General features: G+C 65.7%; 21 protein-coding genes. 1 reads left to right on the top strand and 20 read right to left on the bottom strand.

Going from position 1 to position 22,793, the window contains the following annotated elements; translation table 11 throughout:
* Window positions 1–142: 142 nt before the first annotated feature.
* From MKD38_RS26830 to MKD38_RS26740, 19 genes are all read right to left on the bottom strand, one after another.
* The gene (locus tag MKD38_RS26830) at window positions 143–2,458 is read right to left on the bottom strand and encodes a primosomal protein N' (RefSeq protein WP_371925751.1); all 2,316 of its coding nucleotides are present in this window, start codon (window positions 2,456–2,458) and stop codon (window positions 143–145) included.
* A gap of 523 nt (window positions 2,459–2,981) precedes the next feature.
* The gene (gene hemE / locus MKD38_RS26825) at window positions 2,982–4,073 is read right to left on the bottom strand and encodes a uroporphyrinogen decarboxylase (RefSeq protein WP_252681838.1); all 1,092 of its coding nucleotides are present in this window, start codon (window positions 4,071–4,073) and stop codon (window positions 2,982–2,984) included.
* Between the two features lie 52 nt (window positions 4,074–4,125).
* Window positions 4,126–5,076, bottom strand: coding sequence for an alpha/beta hydrolase (locus MKD38_RS26820; RefSeq protein WP_252681836.1), 951 nt, complete (start codon window positions 5,074–5,076; stop codon window positions 4,126–4,128).
* Window positions 5,077–5,123: 47 nt separating this feature from the next.
* A complete protein-coding gene (locus tag MKD38_RS26815) occupies window positions 5,124–5,564 on the bottom strand; it encodes a CoA-binding protein (protein ID WP_252681834.1) in 441 nt (146 codons plus the stop codon).
* 714 nt (window positions 5,565–6,278) lie between these two features.
* A complete protein-coding gene (locus tag MKD38_RS26810) occupies window positions 6,279–6,695 on the bottom strand; it encodes a F0F1 ATP synthase subunit epsilon (RefSeq protein ID WP_010811262.1) in 417 nt (138 codons plus the stop codon).
* 96 nt (window positions 6,696–6,791) lie between these two features.
* Entirely contained in the window at window positions 6,792–8,195 is a 1,404-nt protein-coding gene (gene atpD / locus MKD38_RS26805) for a F0F1 ATP synthase subunit beta (RefSeq protein WP_252681832.1), read from the bottom strand.
* Between the two features lie 33 nt (window positions 8,196–8,228).
* A complete protein-coding gene (gene atpG, locus MKD38_RS26800) occupies window positions 8,229–9,104 on the bottom strand; it encodes a F0F1 ATP synthase subunit gamma (protein WP_111521287.1) in 876 nt (291 codons plus the stop codon).
* 74 nt (window positions 9,105–9,178) lie between these two features.
* The gene (gene atpA, locus MKD38_RS26795) at window positions 9,179–10,720 is read right to left on the bottom strand and encodes a F0F1 ATP synthase subunit alpha (RefSeq protein ID WP_018006200.1); all 1,542 of its coding nucleotides are present in this window, start codon (window positions 10,718–10,720) and stop codon (window positions 9,179–9,181) included.
* 38 nt (window positions 10,721–10,758) lie between these two features.
* The gene (locus MKD38_RS26790; RefSeq protein WP_252681829.1) at window positions 10,759–11,304 is read right to left on the bottom strand and encodes a F0F1 ATP synthase subunit delta; all 546 of its coding nucleotides are present in this window, start codon (window positions 11,302–11,304) and stop codon (window positions 10,759–10,761) included.
* A gap of 2 nt (window positions 11,305–11,306) precedes the next feature.
* Window positions 11,307–11,777 (bottom strand): F0F1 ATP synthase subunit B, encoded by a 471-nt coding sequence (locus tag MKD38_RS26785; protein ID WP_062795846.1) that lies wholly within the window; start codon window positions 11,775–11,777, stop codon window positions 11,307–11,309.
* A 99-nt stretch (window positions 11,778–11,876) separates the two neighbouring features.
* A complete protein-coding gene (gene atpE, locus MKD38_RS26780; RefSeq protein ID WP_011299478.1) occupies window positions 11,877–12,143 on the bottom strand; it encodes a F0F1 ATP synthase subunit C in 267 nt (88 codons plus the stop codon).
* Window positions 12,144–12,214: 71 nt separating this feature from the next.
* The gene (gene atpB, locus MKD38_RS26775; RefSeq protein WP_035848827.1) at window positions 12,215–13,081 is read right to left on the bottom strand and encodes a F0F1 ATP synthase subunit A; all 867 of its coding nucleotides are present in this window, start codon (window positions 13,079–13,081) and stop codon (window positions 12,215–12,217) included.
* Between the two features lie 242 nt (window positions 13,082–13,323).
* Complete coding sequence (locus MKD38_RS26770; protein WP_012354284.1) at window positions 13,324–13,830, bottom strand: ATP synthase subunit I; 507 nt, start codon at window positions 13,828–13,830, stop codon at window positions 13,324–13,326.
* Between the two features lie 317 nt (window positions 13,831–14,147).
* Window positions 14,148–15,050, bottom strand: coding sequence for a ParB/RepB/Spo0J family partition protein (locus tag MKD38_RS26765; protein ID WP_252681826.1), 903 nt, complete (start codon window positions 15,048–15,050; stop codon window positions 14,148–14,150).
* A 16-nt stretch (window positions 15,051–15,066) separates the two neighbouring features.
* Window positions 15,067–15,840 (bottom strand): ParA family protein, encoded by a 774-nt coding sequence (locus MKD38_RS26760; RefSeq protein WP_062795850.1) that lies wholly within the window; start codon window positions 15,838–15,840, stop codon window positions 15,067–15,069.
* An 85-nt stretch (window positions 15,841–15,925) separates the two neighbouring features.
* The gene (gene rsmG, locus MKD38_RS26755) at window positions 15,926–16,627 is read right to left on the bottom strand and encodes a 16S rRNA (guanine(527)-N(7))-methyltransferase RsmG (protein WP_252681823.1); all 702 of its coding nucleotides are present in this window, start codon (window positions 16,625–16,627) and stop codon (window positions 15,926–15,928) included.
* Between the two features lie 21 nt (window positions 16,628–16,648).
* Window positions 16,649–18,607, bottom strand: coding sequence for a tRNA uridine-5-carboxymethylaminomethyl(34) synthesis enzyme MnmG (mnmG, locus tag MKD38_RS26750; RefSeq protein ID WP_252681820.1), 1,959 nt, complete (start codon window positions 18,605–18,607; stop codon window positions 16,649–16,651).
* A 211-nt stretch (window positions 18,608–18,818) separates the two neighbouring features.
* Window positions 18,819–19,691 (bottom strand): N-formylglutamate amidohydrolase, encoded by an 873-nt coding sequence (locus MKD38_RS26745; RefSeq protein ID WP_252681818.1) that lies wholly within the window; start codon window positions 19,689–19,691, stop codon window positions 18,819–18,821.
* Between the two features lie 3 nt (window positions 19,692–19,694).
* Window positions 19,695–20,690 carry a Bug family tripartite tricarboxylate transporter substrate binding protein gene (locus MKD38_RS26740; RefSeq protein ID WP_252681816.1) on the bottom strand — a complete coding sequence of 332 codons (996 nt, stop codon included), beginning with the start codon at window positions 20,688–20,690 and terminating at the stop codon, window positions 19,695–19,697.
* Window positions 20,691–20,849: 159 nt separating this feature from the next.
* On the opposite strand from MKD38_RS26740, the gene MKD38_RS26735 reads away from it, so the two are divergent.
* On the top strand, window positions 20,850–21,785 hold the full coding sequence (locus MKD38_RS26735) for a LysR substrate-binding domain-containing protein (protein WP_252681869.1): 936 nt from the start codon (window positions 20,850–20,852) through the stop codon (window positions 21,783–21,785).
* A 260-nt stretch (window positions 21,786–22,045) separates the two neighbouring features.
* Here the strand turns inward: MKD38_RS26735 and MKD38_RS26730 are convergent, their stop codons facing one another.
* Window positions 22,046–22,789, bottom strand: a complete 744-nt coding sequence (locus MKD38_RS26730) for an ABC transporter ATP-binding protein (RefSeq protein ID WP_252681814.1) — start codon at window positions 22,787–22,789, stop codon at window positions 22,046–22,048.
* Window positions 22,790–22,793: the final 4 nt, after the last annotated feature.

Genomic DNA, 22,793 nt, shown 5'->3' with positions numbered 1-22,793 from the left:
GCCGACAGGCAGGGGCGCGCGACCGGCCGCAGCCTGTGAGCTGGCGCGATCTTACTCCCGAAAATCACCAAGGTGCAACCTTGTGCAACCCTATCGAAAACCCTAACCCAAGGGTTGCACTTTTCATCCACATCGCCGGCCGCTAGATCCGCAACGGGTCGATCTCCAGTTGCCAGCGCACCCCCTTCACCTCCGTGCCAACCTCTGCGAAAGTCTGTACCCACTCGGCCACAAACCGTTGCAGTACAGGGCGTGCGCTGGCTTCGACCAGCATCTGTGCACGCTCGCGGTTGAACACCCGCACCATCGACATCGGCACCGGATCATGCAGTTGCACCTCCTGCGCCAGAGTGCAGCGTTCAGCATGCCGACGCGCGGCCTCCAGGAACTGCAGTGCGCGCTCCAGCTGCCCGTGTTCCGCCGTGACCAGCACCTGGAAGCAGAACGGGGGCAACCCGGCCTGGCGCCGCTCGCGCAACTGGCTGGCCGCGAATCCATCATAGTCATGGCGCGTCAGCGCCTGCAATGCCGGGGTATCGGGATAGCGGGTCTGGATCAGCACCTCGCCCGGCAAGCCCGCCCGCCCGGCCCGCCCCGCCACCTGCATCAGCGACGCAAACAGGTGTTCGGCGGCGCGGAAGTCGTGGCTGAACATGGCCGCGTCCGGATGGACGATGCCAACCAGCGTCACGCGCTGGAAGTCATGCCCCTTGGCCACCATCTGGGTGCCCACCAGGATATCGACCTCGCCCGCATGGACTTCGTCGAACATGGCCTGGGCACTGCCCTTGCGACGCGTGGAATCGGCGTCGATACGGGCAATGCGGGCCTGGGGAAAGCGCGCCGCCAGCGCTTCTTCGATGCGCTGGGTGCCGCGCCCCAGCGGCGCGATATCCAAATTGCCACAGTCCGGACAGTGGTGCGGCACCGGCGCCTCGAGGCCGCAGTGGTGGCAGCGCAGGCGCCGCTCGGGCCGGTGCAGCACCAGGTACGCCGAGCAGCGCGGGCAGCCCGACAGCCAGCCGCAGCTGTCGCAGGCGATCACCGGCGCATAGCCGCGCCGGTTCAGGAACAGCAGGCTCTGCTCGCCGCGCGCCAGGCGCGTGTCGATGGCCTCCAGCAACGGCACCGACAAGCCCTCGAACAGGGCGCGCTGGCGCTGGCGCTCATGGTTCAGGTCGACCAGCCGCACCGCCGGCAGCGCCGCATCGGCCTGGGCGCGCTCGCGCAGCACCAGCTTGCGATAGGTGCCCTGCCCGGCCCGCCACCAGGTTTCCATCGACGGCGTGGCCGAACCCAGCACCACCGCGATGCCGCGCTGCTTGGCGCGCCACACGGCCAGGTCGCGCGCGGAGTAGCGCAGCCCTTCCTGCTGCTTGTAGGAGGTATCGTGCTCCTCATCGACCACGATCAGCGCCAGCGCCGGCAGCGACGCCATCACCGCCATGCGCGTACCCAGCACGATGCGGGCCTCGCCGCGGTGCGCCGCCAGCCACTGCAGGCTGCGCTCCTGGTCGGCCAGGCCGCTGTGCAGCACCGCCAGCGGCAACTGCGGGAAGCGCGCGGCAATGCGGCTTTGCAGCTGCGGGGTCAGGTTGATTTCCGGCACCAGCATCAGCACCTGGGCCTGCGGGTCGCGCGCCAGCACCGCCTCCATCGCATGCAGGTAGACCTCGGTCTTGCCGCTGCCGGTCACGCCGTGCAGCAGGAACGGGGCAAAGCCCTCGGCGTCGGCGATGGCCTGCACCGCGGCGCGCTGCTCGTCATGCAGCGGCGGCGCGGCCGATGGCGGCTGCGCGGGGTCGGTCGGCAACAAGGTGCGCGCGGTGCGGCTGGCCTCGACCCAGCCCGCGGCCTGCCATTCGGCCAGCCGCGACGGTGCCGCGGCACAGAGGGCACGCGCCTGCGCCAGGGACAGCCACTCGCCCGTGGCGGCGCGCTCGGCCAGCGCCTGGGCCAGGGCCCGCACGCTGCGGGCGCGGGGCGGCACGGCCGCCAGCAAGGCCTCGGCCTGGTCCGGCAACACGCGATATTCATCGGTGCGGGCACGCTGCGCCAGGTTCGGCCAGCTTTCGGCCTCGCGCAGGGCGGGCGGCAAGGCCGGCAGCATCACTTCGCCGAGCCGGCGCTGATAGTAGCGTGCGGCAAAGGCTGCCAGCTCGATCCAGTCCGGCTGCAGCGGCGGCAGCCAGTCGAGCCGGTGCGCCACGGGGCGCAACTTGTCCACAGGTACGTCCGAGTCTTGCGCGAATTCGACCGCGACACCGACCATGCTGCGGCGGCCGAACGGCACCACTACCAGGTCCCCGGGAGCGACGTCGGCAATGGCGAGGTAGTCGAAGCAGTCGTCGGCAGGCGTGTCGAGGGCAACCCGGATCATCGGCGGCGCCGACAGCGTCGCCCCTGCGGCGGCTGGCGCCGCGGACTCGGGAAGGAGCGCGTCGCTATCGGGCAGCATGCACGACTTGAAGGTGTATCGCCGTGGGGCAGGTGCCGGACCACTGAGGGCCTGCCAGGGCATGGCGAAGGGTTGGTGTGCGGCGCAGCATCAACTTAAAGTAAAACTTCAAATGTGGCCCTAAGTCGATGATAGATGACTGGTTTTCCACTAATTCCACCGCCCCTGTGGATAACTTTGTTGAAAAGTCGCTTGGCCCGGCCCGGAAGGCCCGAGAAACAAGGGATCCACTGGCATCGACCCCTGCTTTGCAAATCTTCCAAAGCCTTAAAAATCAAGGGCTTGCAAACATCCCCCAGATAGGTTAGGGAATAACCCTGTCCCGCACTGCGGCAAACCTATCGGTGTGCATAAGTCAAGGGCCGCCAATCAACTCCGTGCACCTTTTTGGCGGTTCCTGGCGAAAAAGTTAACTTGACACGGTACGGCCGCGCGGCTCGCGCAGCACTGGGTACGGGCGCGGCCGGGACGCTGCAGCGCGGGGCGGCGCCGAACCGGCCCCCCGGCCTGCATACCGCGCCCGTCACTTCCCGGCTGCGCGCAGTTGGCGGCTGTGCCGGTGCACTTCGTCGACCAGTACCGAAACGCTCTCCGGCGGCGTGAACTGAGAAATGCCGTGGCCGAGGTTGAAGACATGGCCGTCGCTGCCACCGCCAGCGGCAAAGCTGCCCAGCACGCCCCGCACCTGCTCGCGGATCGCGGCCTCGGGCGCAAACAGGACGGTCGGGTCGATATTGCCCTGCAGTGCCACGCGGCCGCCGGTGCGCCGGCGCGCTTCGGCCAGGTTGACGGTCCAGTCCAGCCCGATGGCATCGGCGCCGGTGTCGGCCAGCGCTTCCAGCCACAGGCCGCCGCCCTTGGTGAAGACGATCGCCGGCACTTGCTGCCCGCCGTGCTCGCGCTTCAGGCCGGCCAGCACGCGGCGCATGTAGGCCAGCGAGAACGCCTGGTACATGCCGTCGGCGAGCGCCCCGCCCCATGTGTCGAAAATCATCACCGCCTGCGCGCCCGCCTCGACCTGCGCGTTCAGGTACCGCGTGACCGCCTGCGCATTGATGTCCAGGATGCGGTGCATCAGGTCGGGCCGGCCGTACATCATCGCCTTGACCGTGCGGAAGTCGTCCGAGCCGCCGCCCTCCACCATGTAGCAGGCCAGCGTCCAGGGGCTGCCCGAGAAGCCGATCAACGGCACGCGCTGGCGGCCGTCCTGAACCAGCGCGCGGCGGATCTCGCGCACGGCGTCAAACACGTACTGCAGCGATGCCATGTCGGGCACGGCCAGCTTCTGCACGTCGGCCTCGGTGCGCAGCGGATGGGCAAAGCGCGGGCCTTCTCCCTGGGCGAACGACAGGCCCAGGCCCATCGCATCCGGCACCGTCAGGATGTCCGAGAACAGGATGGCCGCGTCGAGCGGATAGCGGTCCAGCGGCTGCAGTGTCACTTCGGTGGCGTAGGCCGGGTTCTTGGCCAGCCCGAGGAAGCTGCCGGCGCGCGCGCGCGTGGCGTTGTACTCGGGCAGGTAGCGGCCTGCCTGGCGCATCAGCCACAGCGGCGTGTAGTCGGTCGGCTGGCGGCGCAGCGCGCGCAGGAAGGTATCGTTCTGCAGTGCGGTCATGGTCATCCTCGTAAGACCGCCATTCTAAGGGATGGCCGCGCGCGGATGCCGCTCAGACGTCGTCGATCATCCCCGCGAACGCCGACGCGGCGCGGCGCATCCATTCCCGTGCGCGCTCCGCCTCGGGCTGCAGCCGCGCGAAGCCGTGGGTCATGCCGCTGGCCTCGATGGTGATGACCGGGGCATCGTGGCGCACCAGGAAGTCGGCATAGGCCAGGCCGTCGTCGCGCAGCACATCATGCGCCGCCACCATCAGCACGGTCGCCGGCGGCCGCACCGGCGCCGCGGCCATCAGGTGCACGCGCGGATCGCTGTGGGCGGCGCCCTGCGCCAGCGCCTCGGCGCCGATGAACTGGGTCCAGAACCAGGCCATCTCGTCACGCGTGAGGCCCGGCCCATCGGCGAAGGCGCGATAGCTTTCGGTGCTGAGCACCGGCGCCGCGACCGGATAGATCAGCAGCTGGGCATCGACCCGCACCGTGTCGCCGGCATTGAGCCGCTGCGCGGCCTGCGCCGCGAGGTGGCCGCCGGCGCTGTCGCCGGCCACCGCCAGGGAATCGGACGCCAGGCCCAGGGCCTGGCGCTGGCCGGCAAGCCACAGCACGGCTTCGGCGGCATCGTCGCAAGGCGCCGGAAAGGCGTGCTCGGGCGCCAGCCGGTAATCGACGCTGGCCACGGCACACCCGGTATCGGCCGCGAGCAAGGCCGCGACGGTGTGGTGCGTCTGCGTCGAGCCAATCACCCAGCCGCCGCCGTGGAAGTACACCAGCAGCCGCGGCGTGGCCACGCCGGCAGGGCGGAACAACCGTGCGCCCAGTGTGCGGCCGGCCAGCGCCACTTCGAGCTGCTGCACCACAACGCCCTCCGGATCCGGCCGCAACGAGGCGGCGGCAATCTCGGCGAAACGGGCGCGCTGCGCCGGGACGTCGGCCGGCACCGGCTCGGTGGCATAGCGTTCGGCCAGGCGGCGGTAGTAGGCGAGCAGTTGCGGATCGATGGCCATGGTCGGCGGCGGATGGGGAATCGGAAGGGAAAAAGAAACGGCGGGGATCAGGCCCCGCCAAGCTGGCGCGTCAGCTCGATCTTGCTGCAACAGTCCTGCACCGCCAGCAACCCGGCATCGGTGGCGCGACGCACCGCCTGGTCGTTGACGATGCCAAGCTGCAGCCAGACCCCGCGCGCCCCGATGGCGATGGCTTCGTCGACCACACCGGGAGTTTCCTCGGCGCGGCGGAAGATATCGACCCATTCGATCGGGGCGCCGGCCGCCGCGGCAGCGTCGGCGGCCTCGCGCAGCGTGGCGTGGCAGGTCTCGCCCAGGATGCGTTCGCCGGCATGGCGCGGATTGACCGGCACGATGCGGAAGCCGTGGCCTTGCAGGAATTCGGCGACCTCATGGCTGGGCCGCGCCGGACGGTCGGACAGGCCGACCACGGCTACGGTCTTCATCGCCAGCATGGCTTGTATGGCTTGCTGCATCTCGGGCGGCATTGCGTCTCCGGGCTGTGGAGGTGAGTGACCAGGTGACCGCCGGGGCTGCATCGAACGGGGGAGGCAACTCCGGCGGCCAGTGAATCGTAACCGCAATTGTCACGCAGGATTTGGTGCGGAAACGAACACTGAAATCACGGATATAAAGATAATCCCGCAACACATGGCGGCGCAAAACGTGACGGCAAGGCGCGAAAATATGCCGATCACGCCGGATTTTAAGCGCTCCGGCTTTCAACTTCTTTCAAACCGATACATTTTGTTACTGCCATGCCCGGGAGTTTCCCCCACAATGCATTGACACACCCGCGGGGCGGGCGTGGCGCCCCGGTGAAAATGGCCGTGCAGACTAAAGGGGCGTGCTGAAGAAAGCCTTTTTGTAGCGTTTCCGGCAGTAACCCGATTTTCCGATCCAGCGTAAAGCTTGCTGGACCGGAGCACCAGGAAGAGCGTGCAGCGCGTGGCCTTTGCGGCCTGTGTGCGGATATTTGGATATCCGGTGCGCTTGCTTGTCGACCTGGACCGAACCCGTTCCTTCGAATTGACCCCTCGAAGGGATTTTCCCGTCCGCGCGGAGCCTCCCCGGCCCGCGCGCTTTTTTTTGTCCAGGCGCGGCAAAAGCATATCGCTGCGCTTACAAAAAAGGCAGCCTCGCGGCTGCCTTTTTTAAATGTCGCAACGAAAAAACAACAATGCGACAGTCCCGCTCGATGCTTACTTCTTCCGACGCAGACGGGCAATCGCTGCCAGTTGCGCCGCGGCCACGGCCAGTTCGCTCTGGGCGCGGGCCAGGTCGAGGTCGCTGCTCTGGTTCTGCATCAGCTCCTCGGCGGCACGCTTGGCTTCCTGGGCCTTGGCTTCGTCCAGGTCGCCACCGCGGATCGCGGTGTCGGCCAGCACGGTGACGTGCTTGGGCTGCACTTCGAGAATGCCGCCGGCAACGAACACGAACTCTTCGCTGCCGTCTTCCTTCTCGATGCGCACCGCACCCGGCTGGATGCGCGTGATCAGCGGCGTGTGGCCCGGCAGGATGCCGAGCTCACCCGACTCGCCCGGCAGCGCCACGAACTTCGCCTGGCCGGAGAAGATCGACGCTTCCGCGCTGACGACGTCTACAAGAATGGTTGCCATATCTGATCCTTTCTCCAATCGCTTCGCTCAAGCGGCAGGCCCGGACCGAACCGGGCCCGCCTTCGCTCCCGCTGGCGCGGGAACGACAAGCAAGGCTTACTGGAGCTTCTTGGCCTTCTCGAAGGCTTCGTCGATCGAGCCGACCATGTAGAACGCCTGCTCGGGCAGGTGATCGCACTCGCCGTCGACCAGCATCTTGAAGCCGCGGATGGTTTCCTTCAGCGGCACGTACTTGCCCGGCGAGCCCGTGAACACTTCGGCCACGTGGAACGGCTGCGACAGGAAACGCTGGATCTTGCGGGCGCGGTTCACGGCCAGCTTGTCTTCCGGCGACAGTTCGTCCATGCCCAGAATCGCGATGATGTCGCGCAGTTCCTTGTAGCGCTGCAGGGTCTGCTGCACGCGGCGGGCGACTTCGTAGTGCTCGGTGCCGACCACTTGCGGGTCCAGCTGGCGCGAGGTCGAGTCGAGCGGATCGACGGCGGGGTAGATACCCAGCGCGGCGATGTCACGCGACAGCACCACGGTCGAGTCCAGGTGCAGGAAGGTCGTGGCCGGCGACGGGTCGGTCAAGTCATCCGCAGGCACGTACACGGCCTGGATCGAGGTGATCGAGCCGGTCTTGGTCGACGTAATACGCTCCTGCAGCTTGCCCATTTCTTCAGCCAGCGTCGGCTGGTAGCCCACGGCGGAGGGCATACGGCCCAGCAGTGCCGACACTTCGGTACCGGCCAGGGTGTAGCGGTAGATGTTGTCGACGAAGAACAGGATGTCACGGCCTTCGTCGCGGAAGCGCTCGGCCATGGTCAGGCCGGTCAGCGCCACGCGCAGACGGTTGCCCGGCGGCTCGTTCATCTGGCCAAACACCATGGCCACCTTGTCGAGCACGTTGGAGTCCTTCATTTCGTGGTAGAAGTCGTTCCCTTCACGGGTACGCTCGCCCACGCCGGCAAACACCGACAGACCGCTGTGCTGCTTGGCGATGTTGTTGATGAGCTCCATCATGTTGACGGTCTTGCCCACGCCGGCGCCACCGAACAGGCCCACCTTGCCGCCCTTGGCGAACGGGCAGACCAGGTCGATCACCTTGATGCCGGTTTCGAGCAGGTCAACCGAAGGCGACAGTTCGTCGAACTTCGGTGCCTTCTGGTGAATCGCACGCAGTTCGTCCGAGGCGATCGGGCCGGCTTCGTCGATCGGGCGACCCAGCACGTCCATGATGCGGCCCAGGGTGCCGTGGCCAACCGGCACCGAAATCGGGGCGCCGGTGCTCTTCACTGCCATGCCGCGGCGCAGGCCGTCCGACGAGCCCAGGGCAATGGTACGCACCACGCCGTCGCCCAGCTGTTGCTGGACTTCGAAGGTCAGGCCCTTCTCGGCGAACGAGGCATCGCTGGATTCTTCCAGCACGAGCGCGTCGTACACCTTCGGCATTGCGTCGCGGGGGAACTCGATGTCCACCACGGCGCCAATACACTGCACAATATTTCCGATACTCATTTCGTATCTCCGATAGCTTGAATTCGTGACGCCTTAGACCGCAGCTGCACCGCTGACGATTTCCGACAGTTCCTTGGTGATCGCGGCCTGACGGGTCTTGTTGTAGACCAGTTGCAGTTCGCCGATCACGTTCTTGGCGTTGTCGGACGCAGCCTTCATGGCCACCATGCGCGCCGATTGCTCGGACGCCATGTTCTCGGCCACGGCCTGGTACACCAGCGCCTCGACGTAGCGGACCAGCAGCTCTTCCACGACGGTCTGGGCGTCAGGCTCGTAGATGTAGTCCCACGAGTAGGCGCGCTTCTCTTCTTCGGTCTGCGACAGCTTGTCGGCGGCGAGCGGCAGCAGCTGCTCAACCATCGGTTCCTGCTTCATCGTGTTGATGAACTTGGTGTACGCCACGTACACCGCGTCGACTTCACCATTGGTGAAGGCGTCGAGCTGGACCTTGATCGCGCCGATCAGCTTTTCCAGATGCGGGGTGTCACCGAGATGCACCACGTGCGAAACCACCTTGGCGCCGATACGGCCCAGGAACTGCATGCCCTTGGTGCCGATGGCGGTGGCTTGCACATCCACGCCACGGCCTTGCAGGGCCTTCAGCTCATTGGTCACCGAGCGCAACACGTTCGTGTTCAGGCCGCCGCACAGCCCCTTGTCGGTCGTGACCACGATCATGCCGACGCGCTTGACGTCGCGCTCCTGCATGAACGGGTGCTTGAACTCGGGGTTGGCCGTAGCCAGGTGCGCCGCAATGTTGCGCACCTTCTCGGCGTAAGGACGGGCGTTGCGCATCCGCTCCTGCGCCTTGCGCATCTTGGACGCGGCGACCATCTCCATCGCCTTGGTGATCTTGCGCGTGTTCTGCACGCTCTTGATCTTGGTTCGAATCTCTTTCGTTCCGGCCATATCTTCCTCTCCATCCGAACCATCGCCGCGCCGGCGTGAGCCAGGCGCGGCGACGATGTCGTGGAATTACGCGGTTAGAACGCGGCGGACTTCTTGAAATCCTCGACAGCGGCACGCAGGGCGGCTTCATCTTCCTTCGAGAGCTGCTTGGTCTCTTCGATGCGGTTGATGAGGTCGGCGTACTTGGTCTTCAGGTGGTCGTGCAGGCCCTTCTCGAACGGCAGGATGTCCTTCACTTCCACGTTGTCGAGGAAGCCGTTGTTGGCGGCGAACAGCGAAGCCGACAGCTGCCACACCTGCAGCGGCTGGTATTGCGGCTGCTTCAGCAGTTCGGTCACGCGGCGGCCGCGCTCCAGCTGCTTGCGGGTGGCATCGTCCAGGTCCGAGGCGAACTGCGCGAACGCAGCCAGTTCACGGTACTGGGCCAGGTCGGTACGGATACCGCCGGACAGGTTCTTCACCACCTTGGTCTGCGCAGCACCACCGACGCGCGACACCGAGATACCGGCGTTGATGGCGGGGCGGATACCGGCGTTGAACAGGTCGGTTTCCAGGAAGATCTGGCCGTCCGTGATCGAGATCACGTTGGTCGGCACGAACGCGGACACGTCGCCGGCCTGGGTTTCGATCACCGGCAGCGCGGTCAGCGAACCGGTCTTGCCCTTGACGGCGCCGTTGGTGAACTTCTCGACGTAGTCGGCGTTCACGCGGGCGGCACGCTCGAGCAGGCGCGAGTGCAGGTAGAACACGTCGCCCGGGTAGGCTTCGCGGCCCGGCGGGCGGCGCAGCAGCAGCGACACCTGGCGGTAGGCCCAGGCTTGCTTGGTCAGGTCGTCATAGACGATCAGCGCGTCTTCGCCGCGGTCGCGGAAGTACTCGCCCATGGTGCAGCCGGCGTAGGCGGCCAGGTACTGCATGGCGGCCGAGTCCGAAGCGGCGGCGGCCACGACGACGGTGTATTCCATCGCGCCGTGCTCTTCCAGCTTGCGCACCACGTTGGCAATGGTCGAAGCCTTCTGGCCGATTGCCACGTACACGCAGAAGACGCCCTTGCCCTTCTGGTTGATGATGGCGTCGACCGCGACGGCGGTCTTGCCGGTCTGGCGGTCGCCGATGATCAGCTCGCGCTGGCCACGGCCGATCGGCACCATCGCGTCGATCGACTTCAGCCCGGTCTGCACCGGCTGGCTCACCGACTGACGCGCGATCACGCCCGGGGCCACCTTCTCGATCACGTCCGTTTCCTTGGCGTTGATCGGGCCCTTGCCGTCGATCGGCTGGCCCAGCGTGTTGACCACGCGGCCCAGCAGTTCCTTGCCCACCGGCACTTCCAGAATGCGGCCGGTGCACTTGACCGTGTCGCCTTCGGAAATGTGTTCGTACTCACCCAGCACCACGGCGCCGACCGAGTCGCGCTCGAGGTTCAGCGCGAGGCCGAAGGTGTTGCCGGGGAATTCCAGCATCTCGCCCTGCATCACGCCAGACAGGCCATGCACGCGGCAGATACCATCGGTCACGGAGATCACCGTGCCGGTGTTGCGCACTTCAGCTTCGGCGCCAAGGCCCGAGATGCGGGTCTTGATCAGCTCGCTGATTTCTGAGGGGTTCAGTTGCATCACAATGCTCCTAATTCTTCAATCCGCCGGACGGCCGCTCAGGCGGCGGTCAGCGCGGTTTGCATGGCTGCCAGGCGCGCACGCACGGAGGTGTCGAGCACTTCGTCGCCAACCTTGACGCTGACGCCGCCGATCAGGGACGGGTCCACCGCCACCTGCGCGTACAGCTTGCGGCCGAACTTGCGTTCGAGTGCGGCGACGAGGTCGTTCAGCTGACCATCTTCCAGCGGGAAGGCGCTGGTGATTTCAACGTCGGACGAGCCTTCGCGGGCGTTCTTGAGCGCATGGAACTGTTCGGCGATGTCGGGCATCACCGACAGGCGGCCGTTATCCACCAGCAGCTGCACGAAGCGGCGCGCTTCGTCGCTGACCGGGGACTTCAGCACCGACAGGAACAGTTCGGCCAGCTTGACGCCGGGAACGTTCGGATCGTCGGCGACCGCCTTCATGTCGGGATTGGCGGCAACCTGCCCCATTTCCGACACCAGCTCGGACCATGCACCCAGGTTGCCTGCGCTCGATTCGCTGGCGACGCGGAACAGCGCCTCAGCGTAGGGACGGGCAATGGTTGCGGTTTCAGCCATGATTAGAGCTCAGCCTTGAGTTGATTGAGCAGGTCGTTGTGGACCTGCGCGTTCACTTCACGCTTGAGGATCTGCTCGGCACCCTTGACGGCCAGCACGGCGACCTGGTCGCGCAGTTCTTCGCGCGCGCGGGTAACCTGCTGTTCGGCTTCGGCCTTGGCCTGGGCAATGATGCGTGCGGCTTCTGCCTGGGCGTTCTGCTTGATCTCGTCGGCCGTCAGCTGGGCGCGCTTCTCGGCGTCAGCGACACGTTGAGCGCCTTCGGTGCGGGCTTCGGCCATGGCCTGGTCCACACGCTTGTTGGCGAGTTCGAGCTCGGCCTTGCCCTTCTCGGCAGCGGCGAGGCCATCGGCGATCTTCTTTGCGCGTTCGTCGAGCGCCTTCACCAGCGGCGGCCAAATGAATTTGGCAACAACCCACCACAGGATGAAGAACACGACCATCTGCGCAAAAAACGTTGCGTTCAGATTCATGGTGTGTTCCTTTCGGTAATCAAACTACAGATAAATGCACAAAAGGCGGCCAGGCTGGTGGCCCGCGCCGCCCGTCAGCATCATGCAGACCGAAAAGAATTACTGGATGACAGCCAGCAGCGGGTTGGCAAACGCGAACAGCATTGCAACACCCACGCCGATCAGGAATGCCGCGTCGATCAGGCCGGCCAGCAGGAACATCTTGGTTTGCAGCGGGTTCATCAGCTCGGGCTGACGTGCGCAGGCTTCGATGTACTTGCCACCCATCAGGGCGATGCCCAGGCAGGCGCCGATAGCGCCCAGGCCGATGATGATGCCGATACCGATGGCGGTCAGACCCTGGATGTTGGCGAGAAATGCTTGCATGATGACTCCTTTAATTTAGAGAGACTTAGAACCAAAAAACCAAAAAACCAAAAACCTGAAACTTGCAGTGATCAGTGGTGATCGTGAGCCTGGCCGATATACACCAGCGTCAGCATCATGAAAATGAAGGCCTGGAGCAGGACGATCAGGATGTGGAAGATCGCCCAGACCGCGCCGGCCACGACATGGCCGACAAAGCCCAGCGCCGACAGATCCGCGCCGAACGTCCAGATCGAACCCAGCAGCGCGATCAGCAGGAACACCAGTTCGCCGGCGTACATGTTGCCGAACAACCGCATGCCCAGCGACACGGCCTTGGCCAGGAATTCGATGATGTTCAGGACCAGGTTGAACGGGGCCAGGTACCACTTGGCGCCGAACGGGGCCGAGAACAGCTCGTGCATGAAGCCGCCCGCGCCCTTGATCTTGAAGCTGTAGTAGATCATCAGCACCAGCACGGCGCACGACATGCCCAGCGTGCCGTTCAGGTCGGCCGTGGCCACCGCGCGGTGGTGGGGGATATGGATGTGGAAGATCTCGAGGACCTTGTTCAGGCCGGTGACCCAGTCGACCGGGATCAGGTCGATCGCGTTCATCATGGTGATCCAGCAGAACACCATCAGCGCCAGCGGGGCGATCCACGAGCGATCGCCATGGATGATGCCCTTGGCCTGGTCGTCGACCATCTCGACGATCATTTCGACGAAGGCCTGGAAGCGGCCCGGCACGCCCGCGGTGACGCGGCGCGCGGCGGCATACAGGAACAGCACGGCGATGGCGCCGCACAGTACCGACCAGAACACCGTGTCATAGTTGATCACGGAGAAATCGACCACCGACGCCTGCTTGCCGCCGACCGAGTTCAAGTTCTGCAAGTGTTCGGCGATATAGCCGGAGGGTGTCAGCACGTGTTCCGCGCTTTGGGTAGCTTCTGCCATTGTCGAATCGAACGGTATATTGCGAAATCTTCGGGCCGCGCGCCGCTGTTCTGTGCAGCGCCCGGTACGCGTCTTGCATTGCCTTCGGCGGATTCGCCGGTCACCGCGATGCAAGCGGGTTTCCAACCTTGGCCGTGCCCGGTGTCAGCGCCATGAAATACGCCGCAGCCGTCACGGAAACTCTTGATATTCCGTCTTGGTGCCACCACTTGCAAAGGAAGCACCGTTTTCAAGCAGCGGTCCTAGCGCAAGGCCAGGGCCACCACCCAGTATGTCTTCAGCGCCAGCAGGAACGTGACCAGCATCGGCACCCAGCGCAGATCGCGGTACAGCACCACGACCAGCACCAGCAGTGCCACCGTGGCAAAGACCTTGATCGCCTCGCCCAACACCAGTCCGCCCACCGAAGCGCGATCGCGTGCCAGCCACAGGCGGAACGCGAAGAACCCGCTCGGCACGAAGCACACCATGCCGCCGAACAGCGCCGACCATCCATATGGCCCCGGCTCTTTCGCAAACAGCGCCCAGCACAGTGCCGACAGCAGGGAAACCGCCACCTGCGCCAGGACAACCTTGCCCGGGGTCATGCGCGAAGGACGCAGCGCGCGCTCGCCAAACAGCGTCACCGCCTCGGCATGCGACAGCGGATCGACAGCCTCTTCCTCACGGTCCGCGCCCTCTTTCCAGTCGTCCCAGTCATCTTCCTGACGGGACCCGGCGCCTCGTTGCTGACGATCTCGAACCACCACCTGCCTGCCTTATCCGGGCCGGAACTTTTCGGCCCGACCAGAATTCAAACCGCACGATTTTAAGGGGAACTACTGATTCGCGTCAATCTGCTTACATTTACCTTGCAGTGCGTTGCGCACAACGGTTGCCATCACGATTGCATGATGGCTGCGCGAAAATTGCGCGGCAATGATGTTTGACGTAATTGGATTGCGCAGTGACCCCTGCGCATGATGGGGGATTACCGGTCGGGCGCATGGTATACCGCGGATCGTCCCGGCCAGTGCTGCGTACGCGCAACAGTCGCCGCAGCAATGGCCGTTAATCGCGCAGTAAATCAGGCAGCCTGCTGCCCTTCGCGCGATTCGCGCAGGCGCGTCAGCACCCCTTCGAGCGCATCGTTGTTGCTGAAGTGGATCGTCAGCTGGCCCTTGCCGCGTGGCGAGAGCTTGATCTGCACCGCCAGCCCGAGCGCATCCGACAACTCCTCTTCCAGCCGCGCGACATCGCGCACATTGTTACCGCCCTTTTGCTTGAGCGACTTCAGGTCGAACGGCTTGAGCGTCGAGGCCACCAGCTTCTCGGTCTCGCGCACCGAGAGCCGCTTGTTGACGATCTGGTTGGCCAGCGTGATCTGGTTGGCACCGTCCACCGCCAGCAGGGCGCGCGCGTGGCCCATGTCGAGGTCACCGGCCATCAGCATGGTCTGCACCGGCGCGGCCAGGTTCAGCAGGCGCAGCAGGTTGGACACCGCGCTGCGCGAGCGGCCGACCGACTCGGCCGCCTGCTCGTGCGTGAAACTGAACTCGCGGATCAGCCGCATGATGCCCTGCGCTTCTTCCAGCGGATTCAGGTCTTCACGCTGGATGTTCTCGATCAGCGCCATCGCCGCCGCGGCTTCGTCGGCCACGTCCTTGACCAGCACCGGCACCTTGTCCAGTCCGGCCAGCCTGGAAGCGCGGAAACGCCGCTCGCCGGCAATGATCTCGTAGCGGTCGGGCTCGGCCACGCGCCGCACCAGGATCGGCTGCATCAGCCCCTGGGCACGAATGCTCGCGGCCAGTTCCTGCAGCGCGCCCTCGTCCATGCGCGTGCGCGGCTGGTACTTGCCGGGCTGCAGCTGGTTCAGGTTCAGCACGGTGGGCGCGCCCTCCTGCTTGACCGACTCGACGATTTCGGCGGGCCCGCCCAACAGCGCTTCGAGGCCGCGGCCCAGGCCCTTCTTCTTTGCAGTGCTCATGCTCTTGCCCTCTCCTTCAGCCCAGCTGCCGGACCCGCGCGATCATCTCGGCGCCGAAATCCAGGTACGCCTTGGCGCCCTTCGATGACGGATCAAACGCCACGCCCGGCATGCCATAGGACGGTGCCTCGGCCAGCCGCACATTGCGCGGAATCAGCGTCTTGAAAACCTTCTCACCGAAGTGCGATTCCAGTTGCGCCGACACCTGCTGCTGCAGCGTCACGCGCGGATCGAACATCACGCGCAGCAGGCCGATCACCTGCAGGTCGCGGTTCAGGTTGGCGTGCACCTGCTTGATGGTGTTGACCAGGTCCGACAGCCCTTCCAGCGCAAAGTACTCGCACTGCATCGGCACGATCACGCCGTGCGCCGCGCACAGGCCGTTCAGCGTCAACAGCGACAGCGACGGCGGGCAATCGATCAGCACGAAGTCATAGTCACCGTCGACCTCCGCGATGGCCTGGCGCAGCCGGCGCTCGCGCTGGTCCAGCTCGACCAGTTCCACTTCCGCACCGGCCAGTTCGCGGTTGGCCGGCAGCACGTCGTACTTGCCGGTTTCGGAGCGCTGGCGCGCCTGGGCGATGCCGGCCAGGCCGACCAGCACCTGGTACACGCTGGTTTCCAGCGCCTGCTTGTCGATGCCGGAGCCCATCGAGGCATTGCCTTGCGGGTCCAGGTCGACCAGCAGCACGCGCTGGCCCTGCGCCGCCAGGCCAGCGGCAAGGTTCACCGTGGTGGTGGTCTTGCCTACCCCGCCCTTCTGGTTTGCGATCACGAATACCTTGGCCATAAGCTCCTGCGGCTCCTGCTTCAAATCATCCGGCCAGCACGCGGCTGGCAGTTCGCGGCCCGCTCGCGCGGCGCCGCGGCGTAGGTCATGCGGGGGCGCCCGCGCGGCGCGACAGCACCACCAGGTGGCGCTCCGCCTCCAGCCCAGGCACGGTCAGCCGCGGCACGGCGTCGACCTGCCATTGCGCCATCAGTCCGGCGGCTTCCATGCGGTCCAGCTCGGCCTGCGGATACACCCCCTTCATCGCGATCAGCTTGCCGCGCGGCGCGAGCAGCTGGCCGGACAGGCTGACGAAATCAGTCAGTTCGGCAAACGCGCGCGAGGTGATCACGGCAAAGCCGTCGGCATCTTCCAGTTTTTCCACCGGCCCCCAATGCGCGGCGGCATTGGACAAGCCCAGTTGGGCGCGGCACTGCGTCAGGAAAGCGGTCTTCTTCTGCACGATGTCGACCATCAGCACCGATACCTCCGGACAGGCGATGGCCAGCGGCAGGCCCGGCATGCCGCCACCCGAGCCCACATCGAGCACCCTGCCCCGCGCCGGCGTATCGACTTCGGCGGCACGGGCGGCTTCGGCCAGCGCCGGGACCGCGGCGAGCGAATCCAGCAGGTGATGCGTAAGCATCTCGTCGGGATGGCGAATGGCGGTCAGGTTGTAGACGCCATTCCATTTGCGCAGCAGCGCCAGGTAGGCGAACAGCGTGTCGATCCGGGCCGGCGCCAGGGCCAGCCCGATCTCGGCCAGGCCCGCTTCAAGGCGACGACGCTGCGTGGCGTCGTCGGTCATGGTGGGTCGCGGAGCGGGCACTCAGGCGGCCTCTTCACCGTTGCCGGACGATGCACCGGCGTCTGCACGGCCGCGGCCCAGTCCCTTCTTCTTCAGGTGTACCAACAGCAGCGAGACCGCCGCGGGCGTCACACCCGAGATACGCGATGCCTGGCCCAGCGTTTCCGGGCGATGCTGATTCAGCTTCTGGCTGACCTCAAAACCAAGCCCGCGCACTTCGGTGTAATCCAGCCCTTCCGGGAGCCGCGTCGATTCGTTGGCTTCCAGCTTGTCGACTTCGGCCGCCTGGCGGGCGATATAGCCGTGGTACTTGATGCCAATCTCGATCTGCTCGCGGATCTGTTCCGCCAGCATCGGCTCCGCGTCCAGCGGGGCTTCGGGCGCGTGGCGGCCGCCTTGCAGCGCCATAAGGGCTTCATAGCTGACTTCCGGGCGACGCAGCAGGTCGGCCAGGCTGTACTCGCGCTCGATCGGCTTGCCCAGCAGCGGCACTGCCTCTTCGGCCGGCAGCATCGCCGGGTTCACCCAGGTGCTCTTCAGGCGTTCTGTTTCACGTGAAACAGCGTCGCGCTTGCGGTTGAACGCGTCCCAGCGCGTGTCGTCGACCACGCCCAGTTCACGGCCAACTTCGGTCAGCCGCATGTCGGCGTTGTCTTCCCGCAGGCTCAGGCGGAACTCCGCCCGGCTGGTGAACATGCGATACGGCTCGGTCACGCCACGCGTGATCAGGTCGTCGACCAGCACCCCCAGGTAAGCCTGGTCGCGGCGCGGCGTCCACGCATCGCGCTCGCGCACATAGCAACCGGCGTTGATACCGGCCAGCAGGCCCTGCGCCGCGGCTTCTTCATAACCCGTCGTGCCATTGATCTGGCCGGCGAAGAACAAGCCCCGGATCGCCTTGCTCTCCAGCGATGCCTTCAGGCCGCGCGGATCGAAGTAGTCGTATTCGATCGCATAGCCAGGGCGCAGGATATGGGCGTTCTCCAGGCCGCGGATCGAATGGACCAGCTCCAGCTGCACGTCGAAAGGCAGGCTGGTCGAGATCCCGTTGGGATAGAACTCGTTGGTGGTCAGGCCTTCCGGCTCCAGGAAGATCTGATGGCTTTCCTTGCTGGCAAAGCGATGGATCTTGTCCTCGATGCTGGGGCAGTAACGCGGCCCTACCCCCTCGATCACGCCGGTGTACATCGGTGAGCGGTCCAGCCCGCCACGAATGATGTCGTGGGTACGGCTGTTGGTATGGGTGATCCAGCACGGCAGTTGCTGCGGGTGCTGTTCGGGCCGGCCCAGGAAGGAGAACACCGGCACGGGATCCAGGTCACCAGGCTGCTCTTCCATCACCGAAAAATCGATGGTGCGCCCGTCGATACGCGGCGGCGTACCCGTCTTCAGGCGCCCCTGCGGCAGCTTCAGGTCCTTCAGGCGTGCCGATAGCGACACCGCGGCCGGGTCGCCGGCGCGGCCGCCCGTGTAGTTGTCCAGCCCCACGTGGATCTTGCCGTCCAGGAAGGTGCCAGCGGTCAGCACCACCGCGCGCGCGCGGAAGGCGATGCCAACCTGCGTCATGGCGCCGACGACGCGGTCGCCCTCCACCATCAGGTCGTCCACGGCCTGCTGGAACAGCATCAGGTTCGGCTGATTCTCCAGCCGGGTGCGGATTGCCTTGCGGTACAACACCCGATCCGCCTGGGCGCGCGTGGCACGCACGGCCGGTCCCTTGCTGGAATTCAGGATGCGGAACTGGATGCCCGCCTCGTCCGTGGCGGCGGCCATGGCGCCGCCCATGGCGTCCACCTCCTTGACCAGGTGCCCCTTGCCAATGCCCCCGATCGACGGGTTGCAGCTCATCTGCCCAAGCGTCTCGATGTTATGGGTGAGCAGCAACGTCTGGCAGCCCATGCGGGCCGCGGCAAGTGCGGCTTCAGTGCCGGCATGGCCACCGCCTACGACGATGACATCGAATTCTTTCGGGTAAAGCATGGGACACCTCCTCCGGGAGGCTGGCGGGAAAATACGGGAATGCGAAATTATAGCGGCATTCGAGTTATCGCTTTCCGACGGACACCATGTTTCACGTGAAACATGGTGCTTTCGGTACACCGCCAGTCGCCCGGAAACGACGTTATGTTTCACGTGAAACAAAAAGGCCGGGCACAAGGCCCGGCCAAATGTTTCACGTGGAACAAGCGCCTCAGAGCTGTGAACGGATATAGGCCGCCACTTGCTCGGTCAGCTTGCCCAGATCGCGCTGCAGCGAAGCGAAGCCGGCATTGCGCTCGCGAGTCGTCTCATCCATGTATAGCGGCCGCCGGATCTCGATCTGCAGGCTGTTGCGCCGCTCCGCCGGCCGCCCGATCTGCGCGATCAACTGCACGCCCTTGTATGGGTCGTTGCGCGCGACGGTGTAGCCCATGCCGCGCAGCTTCCGCTCGACCAGATCCACCAGCCCCGGCTCGCAGGTCGTGCCATCGCGATCGCCCAGCACAAAGTCCGCCAGCGGATGCGGGCTGGCGATTTTCAGGCGCTCGTAGGCGTTGTTCGGCATGGAGTGCAGGTTCAGGTGCCAGAGCGCGCCAAAGCGCGCGTATGCGCCCTCCACGGCCTCGGCCAGCGCCGCATGGTATGGGCGATAGTAGCGCTCGATGCGGGCCTGCACTTCCGCGACCGACAGCCGGCGGTCGTAGATCGGCGTGGCCGCGTCGATCCGGCTCCAGATCAGGCCGTAGCCCAACTGCGTCTTCGGACCTGGCGCCAGCGGCACCGGCCAGGCACCATCCAGCTGGGCCGGGTCGATGTCATCGGCCATCCGGTTCGGATCGATATAGACGCGCGGGAAGGTCGCCGCCACCAGCGTGCCTCCGGCCGCGGGCACGGCCTGCCACAGCGCGTCCACATGCGTATCCTCGCCGCCGCGCAGGCGTGCTGCCGGCACCGCGGCACCAAAGTCCGCCGGGTAGGCGGTCCCGCTATGCGGCGAGTCGCACACCAGCGGCAGCGCCTCCCCTTCCGGCAGGCGCACGATCACCGGCGGCAGCGCGGCCGCCTGCTTGCTTGCTTCTGCCATGCCTTAGTCCAGCTTGATCTCGGCAGCCTTGGCGACGCGGGCGTAGCGCGCCATGGCCTGCTGGATCTGTGCCTTGAATTGCTCCGGCGTGGTCGGCACCAGGGTGCCGCCGGACTCCTCCACCTTGCGCTTGAACTCGGGGTTCTGCATGGCCTTGTGGATCGCCTGGTTCAGCTTGGCGACGATGGCGGGCGGCGTATTGGCGGGCGCGACAATGCCGAACCAGCCGCCCTCACCCATGTCCTTGAAGCCCAGTTCGGCGTAGGTCGGCACGTTGGGCAACTGTGCGGAGCGGGCAGCGCCCAGCACCGCCAGCGCGCGCAGCCGGCCGGCCTTCACGTGCGGCAGCGTCGACGACAGGTTGTCGGTGATGGCGTTCACCTGCCCTGCCACCGCATCGTTCAGCGCCAGCCCGGCGCCCTTGTAGGGCACGTGCAGCAGGTCGATCTTGGCCAGCATCATGAAGTTCTCGATGTTGACGTGGCCGAGCGAGCCGGCACCCGGCGAGGCGAAGCTGTACTTGCCAGGATTGGCCCTGGCGAGCGCGATGAACTCTTGCATGGTCTTGGCCGGCACGCTCGGGTGCACCGCGAACACGCTGGGGATCGCCACCACGTTGGTGACCGGGGCAAAGTCCTTGATCGGGTCGTACTTGAGCTTGGGGTACACGGCCGGATTGGAGCCATGCGTGCTGACCGTGGCCATGCCGATGGTGTAGCCATCCGGCGTGGCACTGGCGACCTGCTCCATGCCCAGCGAACCACCGGCGCCGCCCTTGTTTTCCACGACGATCGACTGCCCCAGCTCGCGGCCGGCAAACTCGGCCACCAGGCGCGCCGACAGGTCGGTGGAGCCACCGGCGGCAAACGGCACGACCAGACGGATCGGGCGGGTCGGGTAGTTGGCCTGCGCCAGTGCACTGCCGGCAAAGACCAGCGTGGCAGTGGCGGCAGTGCCGGTCAGCAGCAGCTGGCGGCGGGACATCCGGGCTCGGATCATGGGGTTTTCTCCTGTTGGTGTTTTGTGCATGAACCGAGCGAGTGTCAGCCGTTTACCGGCCGGGCGCAAACGACTATATTGCACCTTTGCATTACCAAAGATCATCTTTGCGCCGGGCGCGGCAAAGCGCCCTCCCCGCCCTCCGCCCCTCCCTTCGCCATGCGGTTGCATTCCCCTTCGATGTCCGAGTTGCATGCCTTTGCCACCGCGGCGCGGCTGGGCAGCTTTACGCGCGCGGCGGAGGAACTGTGCGTGACGCAGGGAGCGATCAGCCGCGCCATCGCCCGGCTGGAAGCGCATTTCGGCCAGCCGCTGCTGCAACGCAATGCCCATCGGCTGGGACTAACCCGCGCCGGCCGGCAGCTGCTCGACGCCGTGGCCGAGCCGCTCGCCGCGATCGAACATGCCAGCGCCGCCTTGCGCGCTGGCGACCGCCGGCACCACCTGACCTTGTCGGTGGTGCCCACGCTGGCCAGCGTCTGGCTGGTGCCGCGCCTGCCCGATTTCCACCGCCGCCATCCGGAAATCCGACTGGACTTCGTCCCCTACCAGCGCGATGAAGACTTGTCCGGCCCCTCCCCCGATGCCGCCATCCTGGCCGGTGAGGCCGGCAAGTGGCCCGGCCTGCAGGCCGACTACGTGGTGGGTCGGGAAATGGTGCCGGTTTGCCACCCGGACCGCGCGCGCGCCCGCCGCGAGGCTGGCCGCTGGCAGTCTCCCGCGGAGCTGCTGGACGAGCCCCTGCTCTACCACACCACCGCGCCGGCGAACTGGCAAAACTGGCTGCAGGCGGCCGGCGTACCCAACGCTGCGCCCCGGTTATCCACAGCGTTCGACCAGGTCTCGATCCTGATCCAGGCGGTGCGCGCCGACATGGGCGTCGCCGTGCTGCAGCGCTGCCTGGTGCGCGAGGAAATTGCGGCCGGACGCGTGGCAGCGCCGTTTGACCTGCCGATTACGCTGCAACGCGGCTATTTTCTGTGTGCGCCGAAGGAGCGGCGCGACCATCCGGCACTGCATTGCTTCCGCACGTGGCTGCTGGAAACGGCGGCTGAGGACACCGCCCGGGAAAACGCCGTCTTATTCGGCGGATGACTTTCCTTCATAGATTTCTACGCCCAACCATCCATACGGTGAATCATTCGCGTGCGATTCATCAAAGCGGCGGATGTAAGGATCAAATTCACACGCCAAAACATCCATCATACGAATAGCAGCGCACCTCAGGGCAGTAGCGCGGCCGGATCCAAGGCTAATCAGCCGGAAAAGCAGGTTATCCCCAAAGTTATTCACACCACCAATAACAAAGGGCCCGCTTGCGCGGGCCCTCATTCCTCAGGCGAAATCGATCCCGGCTACGCCGCTTTTTTTGCCAGCCCAAGATAGGTTTCGATCACCTTCGGATTGGCCGCCAGTTCATCGGCCGGCCCCTCCATCGCCATGTCGCCGGTCTCGATCACATAGCCGTAGTCCGCCACCTGCAGCGCCGCGCGGGCGTTCTGCTCGATCAGCAGCGTGGCGACGCCGGTCTGGCGCAAGTTGCTGATGATGTGGAAGATCTCCCTGACGATCAGCGGGGCCAGGCCGAGGCTGGGCTCGTCCAGCATCAGCAGCTGCGGCTTGGCCATCAGCGCGCGGCCCACTGCCAGCATCTGGCGCTCGCCGCCGGAGAGCGTGCCGGCGTCCTGGCGCGCGCGCTCGCGCAGGCGCGGGAACAGGTCGTAGACCACGTCCATCTGGTCCAGGTAGTTCTTCTCGCCGGCGCGCTTGCGGCGGAAGGCGCCCAGCTGCAGATTGTCCTCCACCGTCATCGACGCAAACAGTTCGCGCTTTTCCGGCACCAGGCACATGCCGCGCGCGACCCGTCCTTCCACCGGGATCCCGGCCATGTCATGGCCGAGGTAGCTGACCGCGCCGCTGGACGACCCCGTCACCGGCAGCGCGCCCATGATCGCATTGAGCATGGTCGACTTGCCGGCGCCATTCGGTCCGATCACGGTGACGATGCGGCCGGCCTCGACCTTCAGGTTGGCGCCATGCACCGCCTCGACCTTGCCGTAGCGCACGTGCAGGTCCTTCACTTCCAGAATCAGGCTCATGTCG

Origin of the sequence: Cupriavidus sp. WGlv3 (assembly GCF_023952475.1) — a bacterium.
GTDB lineage: Bacteria > Pseudomonadota > Gammaproteobacteria > Burkholderiales > Burkholderiaceae > Cupriavidus > Cupriavidus phytorum.
This window is presented reverse-complemented; position numbering and strand designations above follow the sequence as displayed.